Annotated in this window: 13 protein-coding genes and 2 tRNA genes; 9 read left to right on the forward strand and 6 right to left on the reverse strand. The window is 53.5% G+C overall.

Annotated features, from left to right (window positions below):
• The first annotated feature begins 53 nt into the window (after positions 1–53).
• Together L0M99_RS07730 and L0M99_RS07735 are read left to right on the forward strand one after the other, a co-directional pair.
• Positions 54–1,901 (forward strand): phosphoenolpyruvate carboxykinase (GTP), encoded by a 1,848-nt coding sequence (locus L0M99_RS07730; RefSeq protein ID WP_024058982.1) that lies wholly within the window; start codon positions 54–56, stop codon positions 1,899–1,901.
• Between the two features lie 531 nt (positions 1,902–2,432).
• Positions 2,433–2,816, forward strand: a complete 384-nt coding sequence (locus tag L0M99_RS07735; protein ID WP_038109029.1) for a hypothetical protein — start codon at positions 2,433–2,435, stop codon at positions 2,814–2,816.
• A gap of 105 nt (positions 2,817–2,921) precedes the next feature.
• Here L0M99_RS07735 and L0M99_RS07740 read toward each other — a convergent pair whose 3' ends face one another.
• Positions 2,922–3,590: a potassium channel family protein gene (locus L0M99_RS07740; protein ID WP_024058980.1), complete on the reverse strand. Its 669-nt coding sequence runs from the start codon at positions 3,588–3,590 to the stop codon at positions 2,922–2,924.
• Positions 3,583–4,938 carry a TrkH family potassium uptake protein gene (locus L0M99_RS07745; RefSeq protein ID WP_024058979.1) on the reverse strand — a complete coding sequence of 452 codons (1,356 nt, stop codon included), beginning with the start codon at positions 4,936–4,938 and terminating at the stop codon, positions 3,583–3,585. Before L0M99_RS07745 ends, L0M99_RS07740 begins: the two co-directional genes overlap by 8 nt.
• A gap of 220 nt (positions 4,939–5,158) precedes the next feature.
• Between L0M99_RS07745 and L0M99_RS07750 the strand changes: the two genes are divergently transcribed.
• Both L0M99_RS07750 and L0M99_RS07755 read left to right on the forward strand, forming a co-directional pair.
• Positions 5,159–7,687 carry an isopeptide-forming domain-containing fimbrial protein gene (locus L0M99_RS07750; protein WP_238128281.1) on the forward strand — a complete coding sequence of 843 codons (2,529 nt, stop codon included), beginning with the start codon at positions 5,159–5,161 and terminating at the stop codon, positions 7,685–7,687.
• Positions 7,688–7,786: 99 nt separating this feature from the next.
• Complete coding sequence (locus tag L0M99_RS07755) at positions 7,787–7,966, forward strand: hypothetical protein (protein ID WP_024058977.1); 180 nt, start codon at positions 7,787–7,789, stop codon at positions 7,964–7,966.
• Positions 7,967–8,105: 139 nt separating this feature from the next.
• Here L0M99_RS07755 and L0M99_RS09865 read toward each other — a convergent pair whose 3' ends face one another.
• Both L0M99_RS09865 and L0M99_RS09870 read right to left on the reverse strand, forming a co-directional pair.
• On the reverse strand, positions 8,106–8,381 hold the full coding sequence (locus L0M99_RS09865; RefSeq protein ID WP_283217130.1) for a nitroreductase family protein: 276 nt from the start codon (positions 8,379–8,381) through the stop codon (positions 8,106–8,108).
• A gap of 8 nt (positions 8,382–8,389) precedes the next feature.
• Positions 8,390–8,674, reverse strand: a complete 285-nt coding sequence (locus L0M99_RS09870) for a nitroreductase family protein (protein ID WP_283217131.1) — start codon at positions 8,672–8,674, stop codon at positions 8,390–8,392.
• 353 nt (positions 8,675–9,027) lie between these two features.
• Here L0M99_RS09870 and L0M99_RS07765 point away from each other — a divergent pair, with 353 nt between their 5' ends.
• Positions 9,028–9,561: a ClbS/DfsB family four-helix bundle protein gene (locus tag L0M99_RS07765; RefSeq protein WP_024058975.1), complete on the forward strand. Its 534-nt coding sequence runs from the start codon at positions 9,028–9,030 to the stop codon at positions 9,559–9,561.
• Here the strand turns inward: L0M99_RS07765 and L0M99_RS07770 are convergent.
• Complete coding sequence (locus L0M99_RS07770; RefSeq protein WP_024058974.1) at positions 9,512–12,205, reverse strand: DEAD/DEAH box helicase; 2,694 nt, start codon at positions 12,203–12,205, stop codon at positions 9,512–9,514. The two genes, L0M99_RS07765 and L0M99_RS07770, sit on opposite strands and share 50 nt — an antisense overlap.
• Positions 12,206–12,260: 55 nt before the next feature.
• Here L0M99_RS07770 and L0M99_RS07775 point away from each other — a divergent pair, with 55 nt between their 5' ends.
• The gene (locus L0M99_RS07775) at positions 12,261–13,025 is read left to right on the forward strand and encodes a fumarylacetoacetate hydrolase family protein (protein ID WP_024058973.1); all 765 of its coding nucleotides are present in this window, start codon (positions 12,261–12,263) and stop codon (positions 13,023–13,025) included.
• 30 nt (positions 13,026–13,055) lie between these two features.
• Here L0M99_RS07775 and L0M99_RS07780 read toward each other — a convergent pair whose 3' ends face one another.
• Positions 13,056–14,240, reverse strand: coding sequence for a MalY/PatB family protein (locus tag L0M99_RS07780; RefSeq protein ID WP_238128282.1), 1,185 nt, complete (start codon positions 14,238–14,240; stop codon positions 13,056–13,058).
• A 146-nt stretch (positions 14,241–14,386) separates the two neighbouring features.
• Between L0M99_RS07780 and gltX the strand changes: the two genes are divergently transcribed.
• From gltX to L0M99_RS07795, 3 genes are all read left to right on the forward strand, one after another.
• Positions 14,387–15,946, forward strand: a complete 1,560-nt coding sequence (gene gltX / locus L0M99_RS07785; protein ID WP_024058971.1) for a glutamate--tRNA ligase — start codon at positions 14,387–14,389, stop codon at positions 15,944–15,946.
• A 101-nt stretch (positions 15,947–16,047) separates the two neighbouring features.
• Positions 16,048–16,119, forward strand: a tRNA-Gln gene (locus L0M99_RS07790).
• A gap of 32 nt (positions 16,120–16,151) precedes the next feature.
• Positions 16,152–16,227 (forward strand) — tRNA-Glu (locus tag L0M99_RS07795).
• Positions 16,228–16,275 lie beyond the last annotated feature (48 nt).

Here is a 16,275-nt window from a genome sequence, read left to right on the forward strand (position 1 = left end):
TCGGGTATCCTAAATTTAATGTTCTACTACACGAAATTTTAGGAGTAATAAATATGGATAACATTGCCAAGATCCTCAGCGATGCCGGGCTGGAAAATCCCGCAGTAGCTGAGTATGTAGCGCACTGGGCCGGAATTACCGAACCCGCTGCCATCGAAGTCATTTCCGCAAAGGATGACGACCGACTCATCGCCGAAGGCCTAGCCACCGGTGAAATCGCACCTGCGGGTGATGGACTCTACTACTCCCGCTCCTACTACAAGGACACGGCGCGCAGCGAGGAACGCACCGTCGTCGCCACCCACAATCCGCAAGAAGCCGGAATTTACAACAACTGGCACGACGCCACGGAAGTAACTGCCCGGCAGTTGGAAAGCATGAAGGGCGCCTCCCGGAGTAAAACAATGTACGTGGTGCCCTACCTGATGGCACCGCCGAAATCGCCGCTAGAAAAGTGGGCTCGCGGAGTGGAACTTACCGACAACCTCACCGTGGTTCTTCACATGATCCGCATGGCCCGGGTTGGCGTAGAACACCTGAACAATTTGGAAAATCCGGCAGAATTCGTGCGCGCAGTGCACGTTACTGGCGACCTGAAGAACTTGGGGCAGGGCACCGATAAGGATAAGCGCCTGTTTGCCACGGTAGCCGACGAACGCACAATTTTGCACTTCGGTTCCTCCTACGGCGGCAACGCGCTACTCGGCAAGATCGCCCACGGTCTGCGCCAAGCTTCTTACGACGGCTGGGCCTCCGGGGAATTCCTTTCCGAACAGTTCATGCTGATCGGGATTAAGGATAAGCTCAAGGATCACACCTACTACGTGTGCGGTGGTTTCCCCTCAGCTTCCGGTAAAACCAACCTCGCTATGATGCTAGCCCCGGACGCCTTGGGTGACCGCTACGAAGTTTACTTCTACGGCGATGACATCGTGTGGCTGCACGTTGGCGAAGACGGCAAGATTTACGGCATGAACCCCGAATACGGCGCGTTCGGCGTGGCAAAGGACACCAACTGGAAGTCTAATCCCACCGCCATGGACGCCATCAAAGAAGGCTCTAAGACGCTCTTCACCAACGTCGCTTACAACCCCGAAACCCAAGAGCTGTGGTGGGAAGGTAAGACCCCGGACTACCCCGAAGACGTTACTGGCTGGCGGGATTGGAAGGGCGAAAAGATTTCCGACCGCCCGGCCGATCGGCAGCGCTGCGAGGCCAAGGGAGACGAGTGGGCACATCCCAATTCCCGCTTCACCACATCTTTGGCTAACGTGCCCAACGTGGCTCCCGATTACGAAGAACCGCAAGGGGTGCCAATTGACGCCATCATCTTTGGCGGGCGAGTAAAGGACCGGGAGCCGCTTATCCGGGCAATCACCGACCTAGCCGAGGGCGTATACGACGGTTTGACCCTGGGAGCCCAAGCCACTTTCGCGGCTGAAGGCAAGGAGGGCGTGCTGCGTTACGATCCGATGTCGATGCGCCCCTTCATGTCCTACCCCGAAGGGGACTACGCGACCCACTGGTTGAAAATAATTGGCTCCGCGAAGGAACAGCCCATTTTTGCGCACGTGAACTGGTTCCAGCGCGATCCGGAAGACGGACACTTCTGCTGGCCTGGCTACCGCGACAACCTGCGAGCGCTGCTTTGGCTGCTAGACGTTAAGGAAGGGCGCGCTGAGGGCGTGCAAACACCGGTAGGTATTTTGCCGAAGAAGGAAGAGTTGAATCTGGATGGTTTCGAAGGTGACGACGCCGATCTGGATAAGCTTCTTTCCATCGACACCGATCTGTGGAAGAAGGAGATGGGCTACCGCCGCGAGCACCTTGCACAGTTCAAGAATCTACCTGAGCAGATCTGGGCCGCGCACGAGCGCATAGAGCAGGCGTTTAACGCTTAATTGGTCTCCTGGTTTTGCGCTAGTGACGGGTGGATTTTCTCTAGGCGGGTTAATTCCAGCGGGTAGCTATGGCTCCTGTTGGGATTAACCCGCCACTTTGGGTATTAACCCCGATCTTGTTGCTTCTATCAACCTCGTGGTGGAAGATTGACTGACGGGTATCTCCCGGGTTAGCGCGGTAATGACCCCCTAGACCGGAAAAGAAATAAGAAGAGAGCCTAGCAGCGCTTGCGTCCGCTAGACACCCTCTAAGACATGATGGGAGACCTTGTTCCCACCTTCTGCATCTTCTACTTTACCGCAGCACTCGTAGTAGATTTGAGATCCCAAAATCCCCTGCAAGATTACGCGATAGAGATGAGCGTCCTCTGCATCGCGCTACGTTCGGTAACCGGAAGCCCAGAAGAAGTCGGCTCAAATATAAACGGATAGGACGAGTTCATCTGGTGGTTTTTAACGTCGCTTGGTTTGGGGCGTAGCCAGTTTCCAAGCCCCATGGTTTTTCCCTTCTGGACATGAAAAAATGAGTGCATGCAAAGGTGGAAAAGACGCGGCACTTGGGCACGACTTGGCGGGCTTTTCGCGTGCTATCTTTTACTGCCTGCTCTTACTAGAGCCGCCATCGGAGTATTCAGCGCCCCTGATTCAGGCATGATGCTGTTTATCTTGATGCTGTTCATAGTGTTTCCGCTAATCACCGTGACGTTAGCCGTCTGGGACGGAATCACGGAGGGCTTCACAGTTTTATGGATAGTGATGCCGATACTGTTTTTCATGGTGCCCATGCTGATCTTTTTCAACGAATCTGCGCAGATCTACGGGGTCGCTTATTCATTGATAGCAGTGACAGCTAACAAGATTGGCAGCTTGTTTTACTCAAAACCTCACAGCACCAACAGTCCCCGCGAATCATAAACCGCACCACTACTTCGGTTATCGCCACTGCAATAGGGTCTGGTCTATAGGGTCTGCGGAGGAAGTTAGCCCGGTTATCACTAGTGGCCGCGCTAGGGTAGACCGCTAGGGGCGAGGAGCGAGGCGGGCAAACTTTTCTACCTGTTTCGCGCCGCCGTAAATCTGTACTTGGTCGCCCTCGGAAAGTTCTACTGCCCCCAGCACCGGTTGCCACTGGTTTTCCCGCAGTACTGCCACGATCTTTACCCCGTGCCGATTCCAAAGGTCAACCTCATCGAGAGGCCCGGCTGCAGACTTGGGAAGAATAGTTCTAACCATGGCGGTGCCGGAAGACAGTTCTACGTAGTCCAGGTTTACCCCGCGTACCAGGTGGGCTACCCGCCGCCCCATCGCCACCTCGGGGTAAACGATATGGGGGACTCCAATCTGTTCCAAGATGCGTCCGTGGGCGGTTCCGGAGGACTTTGCCCACAGGTTCTTAACCCCCATATCGGTGAGCAGGGAGCAAGTGAGGATAGAGGCCTCCACGTGGGGGCCGCCAATCCCGACTACTACGCCATCACAATCAGCGACGCCGAGTTCAGTAATGGAGGCAATGTCGGTGGCGTCCGTTTGCGCCACCTGGCTCAAGATGCCGTTATTGCGGTTCACTACCGTCTCGTTTAAATCGATACCGATAACCACGGCGTAGTCGGACATGAGTTCGCGGGCGACGGCGCTGCCAAAGCGTCCTAATCCCAGAACCGCGTAAGTAGGTTTAGAGAAATTAACCAATGATCGGCCTTTCTGTGGGGAAGGAAATCTTGGAGGCGCTAGGTGCGAAAGCGAGTGCGGTAGCAACCGTAATCGGACCTAGCCGCCCAATAATCATTAAAGCTATAAGTATTAACTGCGAAGGATCGTTAAGTAGCGGCGTTATTCCCGTAGATAGACCCACGGTACCAAAAGCGGAGAACACTTCAAATAGGGTTTGCGACAAGTTGAAGTGGGTTAAGAACATGATCGAAATGGTGGAAGTAACCACCAAGATAAATCCCAGCACCACCACCGCGACTGCTTGATGGACGACCTCGGAAGAAATGCTTTTTCCAAACACCACTGCTTGGTTGCGCCCGCGGATAACGGCAGCGACAATGGCCAGGAGGGCAAACATGGTGGTGATTTTGATACCCCCGGCAGTACCGGCCGGTCCAGCGCCGATAAACATAAAAGTGTCCATCGCAAACAAGGTGGACTCATGCATTTGTCCAATATCTATCGAGTTAAAACCGGTGGTGCGGGTTTGGACTGCTTGAAATATTCCGGCCAGGATCGCGTCCGCGGTGGGGAGTTTGCCCAAAGTTTTCGGGTTATGCCACTCGAAAGCCGTAATCAGTAGGGAAGAAAATACTAGGAGGCCGCCGGTGCCAGCTATCATCATCCGAGTGTGTAGTGACCAGCGGTAAGGCTTGAATAGGCTGGTACGCAGTTGGAAGAGGACAGGGAATCCTAAACCTCCGATAATGATCGCAATGATCAGGGGCAGACATACCCCCCAATCTCCTACAAAGGAAGACATATTGTCCGAATAGAGGGCGAAGCCGGCATTATTAAAAGCCGAAACTGCATGAAATACCCCATGCCAGAGGGCGCGCGGCAGCGAATACCCTAGGGACAGGAAACGAATCGTCAGGGGAATAGCGGTGAGTAGCTCAACCAGGAGGGAAGTTCCCAGTACCCGGCGCAACAGCACGCCCAACCTGCCGGTGACGCTGCGTCGCTCGGCCGCTGAAGCCAGCTTGGCGCTATGACTTTCTCGGCGGATTACTGCTTGGGCGAGCACCGCCGCAAAACTCATCACCCCGAAGCCGCCTACCTGTATTAATAGTAAAATTACGACCTTGCCAAAATCCGTCCAATAGGTGGCGGTGTCAACAATCGTCAAACCGGTAACACAGAGGGCAGAGGTGGCGGTAAATAAGGCCGGAAGTAGCGGTAGACCCCCGACATGCACCGTGGATAACGGCAGCATTAGTAGGCAGGTTCCTATCAGCAGGGCGATAAGGAACCCGGATAATATCACTGCCGCATAGTTAAAATAATGCCGCTGTGTTTTGGACACGAACTGGATCATACGCAGCATTGCTCCCTCCTGCAAGTGCGCGATTCTCCCCGAATACAGGTGGCTGTTTTTCCATGTCAAATAGGTAATAGCAGCTATTAATTATGCAGTTTTTTTCTGGTGGGTTTGTTCTCTCCTTCCAGGCAAGTATTATTGTGATTTTTTACGCTGCATTATTTTCGGTATCTCCAGCGCGATATTCTGACAACAGGTCGAAATACTGCTACTGCAAGTGGGGAATATGAACAGAAAAGCCGCGAACCTTTCTCTGATCGGTGTAATCCTGGCACTAATCTTAGGGATGGCGTTTTTATCGCCTTTAGCGCAGGCGGCAGGTGACGAGGACGAAGATACAGCCGCCCTCTATGCAACTATCTATACCCGGGCTAAGTGCACCGACTTAGAGATTCAAGAAGGCACCGGCTGGTTTGCTGACTCCTACGAGATTGAGGCCGCTGACGTTACCTCGGACAAAACCCTAGAAAATGGGTTGCGAAAATGCGAGATTGAGTTCGGCCTAGAGGCCGCGGATTACCCCCTCGGCAAGGAAATTACTTTTTCGGTGAAGAAAGGTTTTTCGCAGATAGGGGAGGCACAAAAAGTAAAGGTTGCGGCCGGCTCCGATGGCACCCCGGAAATGCGGATGACCTTTAAAGAAAAAATCTCGGCGCGCTACGACATTACTATGGTCGATGAAGCCGGGAAATCCCTTCCGGGCACCGCGGAATCCTTTGAACTCCCGCTATACAACTCGGTTAGCCAGAAAAATGAGACTGTTACGGTCAGGAAAGATTCTGCTGGTCACGGTTTCCTAAAAGCGCTCGCCTACGATGACAGCGGCAAGTTCGCCCCGAGCTCTCTGGTGCCGGCAACGCAAGCAGACTTGTCGAGCATCACCTTGAAAGACGGCGGGCAGAAAACGCCGTATTCGGTGCAAAAAGTACTGGCCATGGGCGAGGGATTTCAGTTGGTGTTAAAGCCGCTGAAGCTGGTGGATAAGACCTATCACGTGACTATTAAGCGTCCTCTGGAGGTGCTGGGGGAGAGTGACACCTGGAAGTTTAATATCGGGGGTAAGTCGGATCCCCAGGCAGAAAAACAGCTGTCTCTGCCTACTGCCAGCGGAGATTACTCTTTCGATATTCAAGCGACCGGGGTGCCGGAGGGCGCGAAGCTTTCTTTGCCCAGCTTGCCGCAGGCTTATATGTATTACGGAATTGCCGGGCAAAAATTCGATCCGGCGACTAATACCTTGACCGTTACTCTGGGAAAACAGGTGTATATCCTGGCTTCTAATATCGAAAGCGTCAAGTATGACTCTTTTGCTACTGACTATGCGAAACCCGGGTTTACCCTGGGGCTGTATAACCAGCAAGGAAAGCTGATCGCAAAATCTACTGCTACTAAAACCGCCTACGATTATCCGGCAAGTTTGTTTAAGGCAGTAACCCCGGGGGAGTATACGGTGCGGATTGAGGACGCGGCACCAGCGTTCAAGAAAGACTACAACCTGTCATTACAGTACGGAGTTCGCCTGGCAGAAAATGGGCGGCTCACTATGAGGATGCTCCAGTCGAACAGCAATCATGAAGAAGTGTGGGCTAATCCCTATGGCGCTACCGATGAGCGATTTAAGGATGATGCGCGCTCGCGGGCTTTGATTGGTTACAAGACCCCGCTGCTACTGCTGGTACCGAAGAAACCGGTTTTTGATAAGGTTATCGACCAGGCGAAATACCCGATTGGGGAGGACGCGAAAAAAGCCTACGCCAGCAGGGGAGACTTAATCGACTACCAGATTAACGCGAAGATTCCGGGAGATCACCGCCTGGTGGTTAAGTATGGCAAGTATGTAGACATGGGCTTTAAGGACACGGCCACGGTAATCGATAAGCTAGATGAACGCCTGGAACTGGTTCCGGATTCCTTAAAAGTCATGGAGGACGGGGACTTAGCCACGGACTTTGAGGCCCGCTATAACCCGGACACCCGGGAGATTAGGCTGCTGGACAAGGCGAAGACCCAGGTAGCAGAATTCGATTTTCTTAAAGCGATTAAGATTCCTGAGGCGCGAAATCTCTCGATTAAGTTTCAAGTAAAGCTGAAAAAACTAGGCAAGCAACCTATTTATAACCGGATTCCTGATTCAGAAACCGAGATTATCCCCTACCTGGATTTGCTGGTTAAGAAACACTGGGAGGGCGGACTTGAACTGCTTAAAGATTTCGATATGCGTGATTATATCGATAACTTCCAAGTGGAAACCTGGCAGGGAGACAACAAAATAGCGACCGAGCCGGTGCGAAAGTATCTGAAAGCCGACAGTTTCCGACAAGGCGAGGGCAAAGACTTTCAATTCGCCCTCGAGAAGCTCCCTAAATATACGCTCGCAGATGTGGAGAAGAAACCGGAAGAGCGAGTGGCGCTTACCTATAAGGTGACAGAGAATTTGCCGGCAGAACTTGCGGGTAAGTTCGAGGTCAGCCAAGTTGCCCAAGCCGAGCAAAATGATGGGGTTAACCTGGTGTCCTTCACCAATACTTTTATTCCGCCCACGCCACCGCCGACACCACCTTCCACGCCGCCGGTAACTCCGCCGGTGACTCCACCTGCAACCCCTCCGGTAACCCCACCAGGGACTCCGCCTGCGACACCTCCGGTGCCGGAGGAAATAGTTCATACCGGCAGTAGTTCTGCTGCTCTGTTGGGGATTTGTGCCCTGGGGGTAGCGCTGGGAGCGACAGTTATCCTGCGCCGCCGCTACCGCTAAGCCGATAATTTCTTCCTCAATCTAAGGGGGGGGGGAGCTATTGCAGTAAGCAAAGCTCTTAGATGTGCGCAACGCTATCTCTGGGAGTTCTGCGGGTCGGTGGCGGCGCAATATAAGCAGATCGGCAATGCGGTGCCGGTGAACTTGGGTTACCACGTAGGCAGGTGCGTGCTGGCAGCTTTAGGTGAAATTCCTCTAGAGGACACTATGGAGGTAGTAGCGCCTCTTTCGCTGACGCCAGAAAAAACTAGCAGCAGTGAGCAGGGCGTACTCCTATAGGTTGTTGCGCCTGGCATAACCGCGAAATTTGGGCTATTACCTGAAAATGCCAGGTGGATTCCAACTCGAGCCGGCGAATAATGCCGCCGGGCTACCGGCAAGGTCTAAAGCTTGACCTTGCCGGCGCTCGATTGCTTTGTTAACGCTGGATTACCCGCTGGCGAATGTCTTGCAGCTGCTTAGGAGAGGGCTCATCGCTGGCCAGGCCGAACGGCATTTGCGCATCTAGCACCCAGGTTTCGGGCAGGTCGAACATTTGCTTGACCTCATGGTCAATCACCGGATTGTAGTGTTGCAGGGAAGCGCCAATTCCTGCTTCCCGGAGCGCTACCCACAGTGAAAACTGCAGCATTCCCAAGGATTGCGCCGCCCAATGCGGGAACTTGTCAGCATAGGCGGTGAACTTGCCCGCCATTTCTTCGGTTACTGCCTGGTCATAAAAGTAGAGAATAGTGCCGTAACCAGCCCGGAAAGAATCAATCTTTTCCCGCGAAACTTTTCCCTCGAAAACCTCAAAACCCGATTCCAGAGGGCGTCCTGATTATCTCCAGTAACTACCAGGAGTCGTTGCGATTGCATATTGAAAGCATCTGGAACCTGCGCGGTTACTTCGTCGATCAAATCGAGCAGTTCCTGGTGGCTGAGGGGAATCTCCCGGTTCAGTTGGTAGCGCGAGCGGCGATTGCGCAAAAGGTCCAAGGTCTTCATAGCTATTCCTTCCATCTGTTTCCTTTTAATCGTCTCGAAGAATCCTCGCGGCCGCTAGCAATGACAGCAGAATTTAGCTCCCGGCGCATAAACGCTTTTTCAGAAGTTTTTAGCATCGCCAGCCCAAAAGGAATAGCCGATACTCGCTTACTGCGAAAATCATAAGCTGCGCCTGTGAATACGGTGTGGAGGTGAGGTGGAATCTTTAAGAGAGTTATATATTCTTGAATGCGACAGACGTGAGTTATAATAGCGACCGAGGATAATCGAAACTGTAAGCGGTTAGCAGAAATAGCTGAAACTTGAGGCAGAAGCCGTAACCAAGTTCAACCTGCTATAGAGAGGGTCAGGAAATGAGGACGTATGAGTCAGGAGCTGAGCTAGCTGCCGAGATTACTAAGCGCGCTAATCTGTTTATTGGCGAATTCGCCGAGGTACCTGCGGGTAGTTGGGATTTGTTAGTCGAAGGGGTAGACCGCACTCCCCGCCAGATGCTTGCTTACCAATTGGGATGGATGGAACTTTTATTGGGGTGGGAACGCGATGAACAAGCCGGTATCGAGGTAGTTACTCCGGCCCCCGGCTACAAATGGAATAAATTGGGCGGCCTTTATGAGTCTTTTTATGAGCGTTGGGGGCAGGTTGAAACCGCAGAGCTGATTGACCGTTTCAAAATGCTGGTAGCTGAAGTTATTGAACTGGTAAATACTCTCAGTGCAACCGAACTGTTCGCGTCCGAACAGCGAGCATGGGCTTCGTCTACCCCCTCAGCATGGCCGGTGTGGAAATGGATACATATCAACACGGTTGCCCCGTTTACTACCTTTCGCACCAAAATCAGGAAATGGAAGAAACTGACTGCTCGCTATCCAGCAATAAAGCATTAGCTAAATCGGTAATAGAACTGGAAGCAGGTACCACCGAAGAGAATAAATCCCGTTTGCACTGTTGAAGTTGAGAAACCTTTTCTTCAATAGTTCCTGTCGCAACCAAGCGATAAACATTGACTGGGCGCTCTTGCCCGATCCGGTGGGCGCGATCGATTGCTTGCTCTTCCACCGCCGGATTCCACCACGGATCCATCACAAACACATAGTCGGCGGCAGTTAAAGTAAGCCCCGTGCCACCTGCTCGCAGCGAAATCAAGAATGCTTGTGCGTCTCCCTCGGAAAACTCCTTAACTACCTGGTCGCGTCTCCTAGTAGACCCATCCAGATAAACGGTTTTGATTCCCGCCTCCTCCAAAGCTTCTTTAATTAGCTTTAAATAGGACGTGAACTGCGAAAATACTAGGGCTTTATGGCCGGGTATTGCTTGCAGCTGTTCCACCAGAGCGCTGGTTTTCGCGCTGGTGATCCCGGCGCGTCCTCCTACTAGCCGCAGGTCTAAGCTGGCTCGCCGCAGCGCCGTCAATGCCGCCAAAATCGACATTCGATCCCCGGATTGCAGCATGCCGCTAACCTGGTGGCGCGCCTGGGTTTCCAGTTCCCGATAGGCGACGCTATGCCCCGGTTCTAAATCAACCCGCAACACCTGTTCAATCTTGGGAGGTAAATCTGGCGCTACCTCTGCTTTAGTGCGCCGTAACATATAGGGCGCCACCAGCGAACGCACCTGACTCAGCCCGCGCAGCTGCAAGGCGGCAAACTGTTCCCGTGAAAGCAAAGTGCCCGGTTGCGCCAAAGATAAAATCGCATGTAAATCCGCTAAAGAATTCTCTAGGGGAGTGCCGGTAGCACAAATCGTCCACTCACGGCGCATATCGGCGAGGACGCGCCAAGCTTGGGTGCGCGGATTCTTCACCAGCTGCGCTTCGTCACAGATAACTCCCTGCCACTGAGGCTCTAAGAAAGCCTCTGCATGGCGGCGCAGCAACCCGTAGGAGGTGACCACTAAATCTGCCCCATTGAAGCCCTCCTCAATCTCGGTGCCGCTACGCAGCGCCTGCACCTCCATCTCGGGGTAGAAACGCTCTGCCTGCGACTCCCAAACATTAATTACCGAAGTGGGCGCCACTACCAGCACCGGATTCGAGGTGGGTAAGGATTTAATCGCTGCTAAAATCTGTAGAGTTTTTCCTAGCCCCATTTCATCGGCAAGCACCGCTCCAGGCCCAATCGTTAGTTGTGCCAGCAGCCAGGAAACGCCTGTGCGTTGATATTCGCGCAGCTTGGCGGTGTGGGGCGCGGCAATTGGCGGCAATTTTAGTTGGCGTGACTTCCAGGCTTCCAGGCCGCGCACCTGTGCTTGCGTACCTTCCAGGATCTGGGAGAGGTCAATAATCGCCGGGTGAATGCCGCGCCGATTAAGACCGGCACGCTCACTAAGTAGGCTCAATCGATCCAGCTCTGCTTCGCTCAAGTAAGTATCGCTATCGATTAGCCCACCCCGCTCGCGAATCTGGGCGATCTCGGAGGCCGAAAAGTCGCGGTCATCTAAATGTAAACGCACATTCGGGGTGAACCAGCCGTAAGTATTGGGAGCTAAATCCACGATGATTTCGCCACCGCGTTGCGAAAATGAACGGGGAATCCCGCGGCGGTTAACCTCTAAATCTTGCCCCTCAAAAACGGTTTCTAGCTCATCTAGCAACTGGTTAATGCGGTGAGCGGGGCAAGAAAGAAAGCTATCGAAGGTGAAAACTCCTTCTTGGCGGCGCAGCCACTTTGTCACCTGGCTTTTCAGCTGCGAAATCTGATCCAGAGGGGCGCTAGTTTCAATTCTCTCACCCTCGAGTTCGCGCATGGCTCGCAAATAAATCCGGTAAAGATCATCTTCCCGAGAAGTTCCCACTTCCAGCAGGTAGCGATATTTTGGGAACTCAAAACTATTATCCAAAGAATAAACCGGGAAACTTTCGCTAAGGCGCGGAAAATCTTGCAACAAGAAATCTGTTAAATCTGCTTGTGGCACCCGTACCGGTTTCGCCCCCAACACCCGGTTGACCGGCCCGAAACGATCATCCCAGAAGGCGAAATATCCCAGTTCTGCGCTGGCCACCAGTTCTAGACCGGCAGCCACGCAGGTAGCGGCGACTGTGCGTCCCGCCGGGTCATTACCAGCAGAAAAATCAATCCCAAAACGCAGCGCCACATCGCCAGGAGCGCAAATATCCAGGAAAGGACGCGCCAGAATCGGAGAAAACCGCAGTGGAGTGAGAGGTTCGGTGCCGAGGGCAAATGAAAATCCCGCGCGCGCCAAGGTGCGAATAGCGGGGGATACCTGCGCGCCCTCCTCTAAAGATAATCTTTGGGGTGATTTTTCTAATAGCCCCGCCACCTGCCGTAGGCAGCTGAGTTGTGTCCTATCTAGACCGGCAGAAACTGACTCCCATTTAGTTTGGCAAAGGTCTCGCCAACTGGCGCGATTGCGGGTCCAAGTACCAGAAACATCCCGGCGCAATGGGTGGAAACTGCCATCCAATTCAATACAAAGTCCCAGGTCGGCACCAGGGGTAACCTTTGGGTGCGGGGAGGTAAACATGGCGGCGATTAGGCGTCGCCATGCCGGTTCCTGGTCATTATTACTCACGCGTTCCTCCTTGGCTCATCCTTTCTACTTTAGCAAGGGCGTTAGACTGGGCTCTATGAAGATTGTGCGATTTCGGATCGATGCCCACCCTATTTATGGCGCTTTAGAGGACGGAAGTGAGCGGATTGTTGCCCTCAAAGGTGACCCGCTATTTCAGAAGGCGGAACCTTCTGGGCAGCTTTACAACTTGGAGGAGGCACGGCTGCTGTCTCCAGTAATTCCCCGCTCGAAGGCAGTTAGCTGCTGCGCGAATCTGGCGGGATCAGCGGCGGGTGTGGGGCAGTGGCCACAGGTGGGGATCAAACCCAATACGGCGGTGATTGGACCAGATGACCCTATCGCCATTCCTGCTTGGGGAGGCGGCACCGCACGCGCCTTCGTGGGACTGGCAGCGGTCGCTAAAACTATTTGTAAAAACGTGACCCCCGAGCAGGTGGGGTCGGTGATCGCCGGGTGGACTATCGGGGTAGACTTTGCGAGCGGCGGCGAAGATATCAGTTTCTCCCAGGCCAGGGCTTGGGATACTTCTGCCGCGATAGGTCCGTGGATTGTAGTTGACCCTGGTTTTAATCCCGATAACCTCACCATTAGCGCTAGTGTTTCTGGGCAGGAGGTTGCCTCCGCTAGCAGCGCTGACTTTCCGCTAAAAGCCGCCGAAGCCTTCGCTAAGGTAACTCACATGATGACCTTGCTACCCGGGGACCTAGTGATCGTAGGCGGAGTCGAACTTGCCCAGCCCTTAAGTGCTGGTGAACGCCTAAAAAGCGTCATTACCGGGGTAGGGCAGATGGACAATATGGTGGTTAGTGCCAACCGCTAAACCGTTAACTTCGCAGAGCCTAGCGCGAGACTAATCATTTTCTGCTTCTCGCAGCGCGCTAGCTAGCCGCCGGGTCATCTCCAGGAACAGGTAGCGAGGAGTCGCGGCGTTAAGTCGCAGCAAACCGGGGTAGCCACTCCCCAGGATCTCGCCCCCATTTACCCCCACTCGCGCTTTCTCCTCCGCGATTTTAACCGGGTTATCGCAATAGCTACTCGCGTCCCACAGTGACAGATAGGTTCCTTCTACTTCCGGTATGTTAAGCCGGGGCGCAATCTGCAAAGCTAAATCACGAGAGCGGGCGAGATTTTCGCGAATATAGCTCTTAATTTCTTGTAGCCAAGCGCCGCCCTCCTGATAGGCAGCGCGAGCCGCTAGTGCTCCCAAAGGAGTCGCTCCCATCGCTAGCTGGGTAGTTACTCCGGCATCTTCAAATTGATCACGTAGCGGCGAAGGCAGCAAAATCATTTGCGCGCAATGGAGTCCCGCCAAATTCCATCCCTTAGAAGCCGCATGGGCAGTAACCGTAATCTGGGAAAAATCAGGATCTAGACTGGCGAAAGGGATATGGCGAGCCTTATCGGTTAGCACCAAGGGAGCATGGATTTCATCTGCAAACACCGTTACTTGATGGGCAAGTGCCAGCTGCCCTACTTTTCTCAGCTCGGCTTCGCTGAGGACTCTCCCGGTAGGGTTCCAGGGGTTGCAAAGCACTAATAGCTTAGCTTTTTCCTGACTAAGCGCTTGTTCGAGCGCCGCAAAATCAAGCTCCCAACGTCCCTGGTTATAGCGACTTTTTACCTCGATTAGTTCCCTTCCTGCCTGGGTGGGGATAGTTAAAAACGGCATATAGGCCGGGGTGGGAACCACCACCGCTTCCCCGGGGTTAGTCATCAGTTGGATTTGAGCACGCAGAATTGAAAGTACATCGGAGGAAATAAACACATCCTCGGCGCTAACCTGCCACCCATAGGATGCAGCGAGGAAACGCCCGGTCTCTCGTTGGAGATCATTGGCCAGTCGCGGCGGCATATAGCCAAAGAAACCATCCTCGATCGCCCGGTGGAGGCAACGTTCAACCGCAGGAGCGGTTCCAAAATCCATTTCCGCAACCCAGGCTCCCCATAAAGGCTCACCCTCGAAGGTCTTTCCCGTCCATTTTAAAGATCCTCTACGGCGTAGTTCTTGCAGGGATAAGCGGTCAAAATCTTGCATGTATCCACCCTACGCCTCCCCATGCACTCCGGGGTGGTGGTAGAAGAGTTGGGCGGCCGAAAATGAATCGGAAGTTCGTAGCCCGTTCCGCTAATCACCCAGGTTCGAGAATCGGGCGGGGCGCGAAGTAGAATCGAGGGGAACTAATGATTTTACGCAAGGAGATTTTAGGTATGAATCCGGATTCCACTTCCCCTATTCGGGTGCGGTTTTGCCCTTCACCCACTGGTACCCCGCATGTGGGAATGGTGCGTACCTGCCTATTTAACTGGGCATACGCGCGCCACACCGGGGGAACTTTCGTTTTCCGGATCGAGGACACCGATGCTAAACGCGACTCGGAAGAATCCTTTCAGCAAATCCTAGAGTCGCTGCGCTGGTTGGGGCTAGATTGGGACGAGGGCGTGGATAAGGGCGGCCCCTACGGCCCCTACCGGCAAAGCGAACGGATGGATATCTATAAAGAGGTAGCGGATAAGCTGCTTGCCGGGGGATATGCTTACGAATCCTATTCCACCCCCGAGGAAATCGCGGCGCGCCATAAAGCTGCCGGGCGCAATCCCCACCTGGGCTATGACGGATATGACCGCAACCTGACGGAAGAACAGATCGCTGCTTTCCGTGCGGAAGGACGCCAGCCGGTTTTGCGTATGCGGATGCCCGATGAAGATATTACTTTCCATGACCTGGTGCGCGGAGACATCACGTTCCAGGCCGGTTCAGTTCCGGACTATGTGATTGTGCGCGGCGGCGGCGACCCCCTCTACACCCTGGTAAACCCGGTAGATGACGCCTTGATGCATATTACGCATGTGCTGCGCGGGGAAGACCTGCTCTCCTCCACTCCGCGCCAAATCGTGCTTTACCGCGCCCTCATCGAGTTGGGAATCGCCGATTGCGTCCCCGAGTTCGCGCACCTGCCTTATGTAATGGGGGAGGGCAACAAGAAACTATCCAAGCGGGATCCGGAATCTAACCTGCTTTTGCACCGGGAAAACGGGATGATCCCCGAAGGGCTGGTCAACTATTTAGCGCTCTTAGGGTGGGCTCTATCTGCTGATCGGGATGTTTTCAGCAAAGAAGAAATGATCGCGGCCTTCGATATCGAGGACGTCAACCCCAATCCGGCGCGTTTTGACTCCAAGAAGGCCTTAGCAATTAACGCCGACCATATTCGGATGTTAGAAACCAGTGATTTTACTGAACGGATCGTTCCCTACCTGCACGCCGGCGAATTCCTAAGCGCCGATAACCTGACCGATTTAACGGAGAAAGAAAAACAGCTTTTAGAGGCTGCCGCTCCGCTTGCCCAAAGCCGGATGCAGGTACTTTCTCAAGCTAAGAGTCTGCTGGGATTCCTTTTTATTGCCGATGACCAAGTGGAATATCAAGAAAAACCGCTGCGCAAACTCAAAGATAATGCTCCGCAGGTGCTAGCGGCCGCGGCTAAAGTAATAGCAGACCTGCCAGAAGGGAAAGTAGGGCAGACTGGCACCATTGGTGATCCCGAGGCCGTTAAAGCCGCTATGAGCCAGGTAATGGTCGAAGAAATGGGGCTCAAACCACGCGTTGCCTTCCAGCCGCTGTTTATGGCGATTACCGGCTCTAACGTGTCGATCCCGGTGTTTGACTCCATTGGAATCCTAGGGAAAGAGGCCACCATAAAACGCCTGCATAAACTACAAAACCATCTGGAACAGGAATAACGTCAGGTGATTAGTCACACAAGGAAATTATTTGAAGCAGCCTAAGTGCCTGCGTTAGAGTAGATGACTGCAGCCCGGCGCAAGCCGAGGTTTGCAGCCCTTGGGGTATGGTGTAATCGGTAACACAGCTGATTCTGGTTCAGCCATTCTAGGTTCAAGTCCTGGTACCCCAGCAAAAATGGGAACCTGTTGGTTCTTGTTTCTGGCCCCCATAGTCTAGAGGCCTAGGACACCGCCCTCTCACGGCGTAGACACGGGTTCGAATCCCGTTGGGGGTACCACCGGCACTTTCACTATTTTAACTTTTATTTACTTTGAAAGTCATAACC

It is taken from the genome of Varibaculum cambriense, assembly GCF_022133705.1.
GTDB classification, from domain to species: Bacteria; Actinomycetota; Actinomycetes; order Actinomycetales; family Actinomycetaceae; genus Varibaculum; species Varibaculum cambriense_A.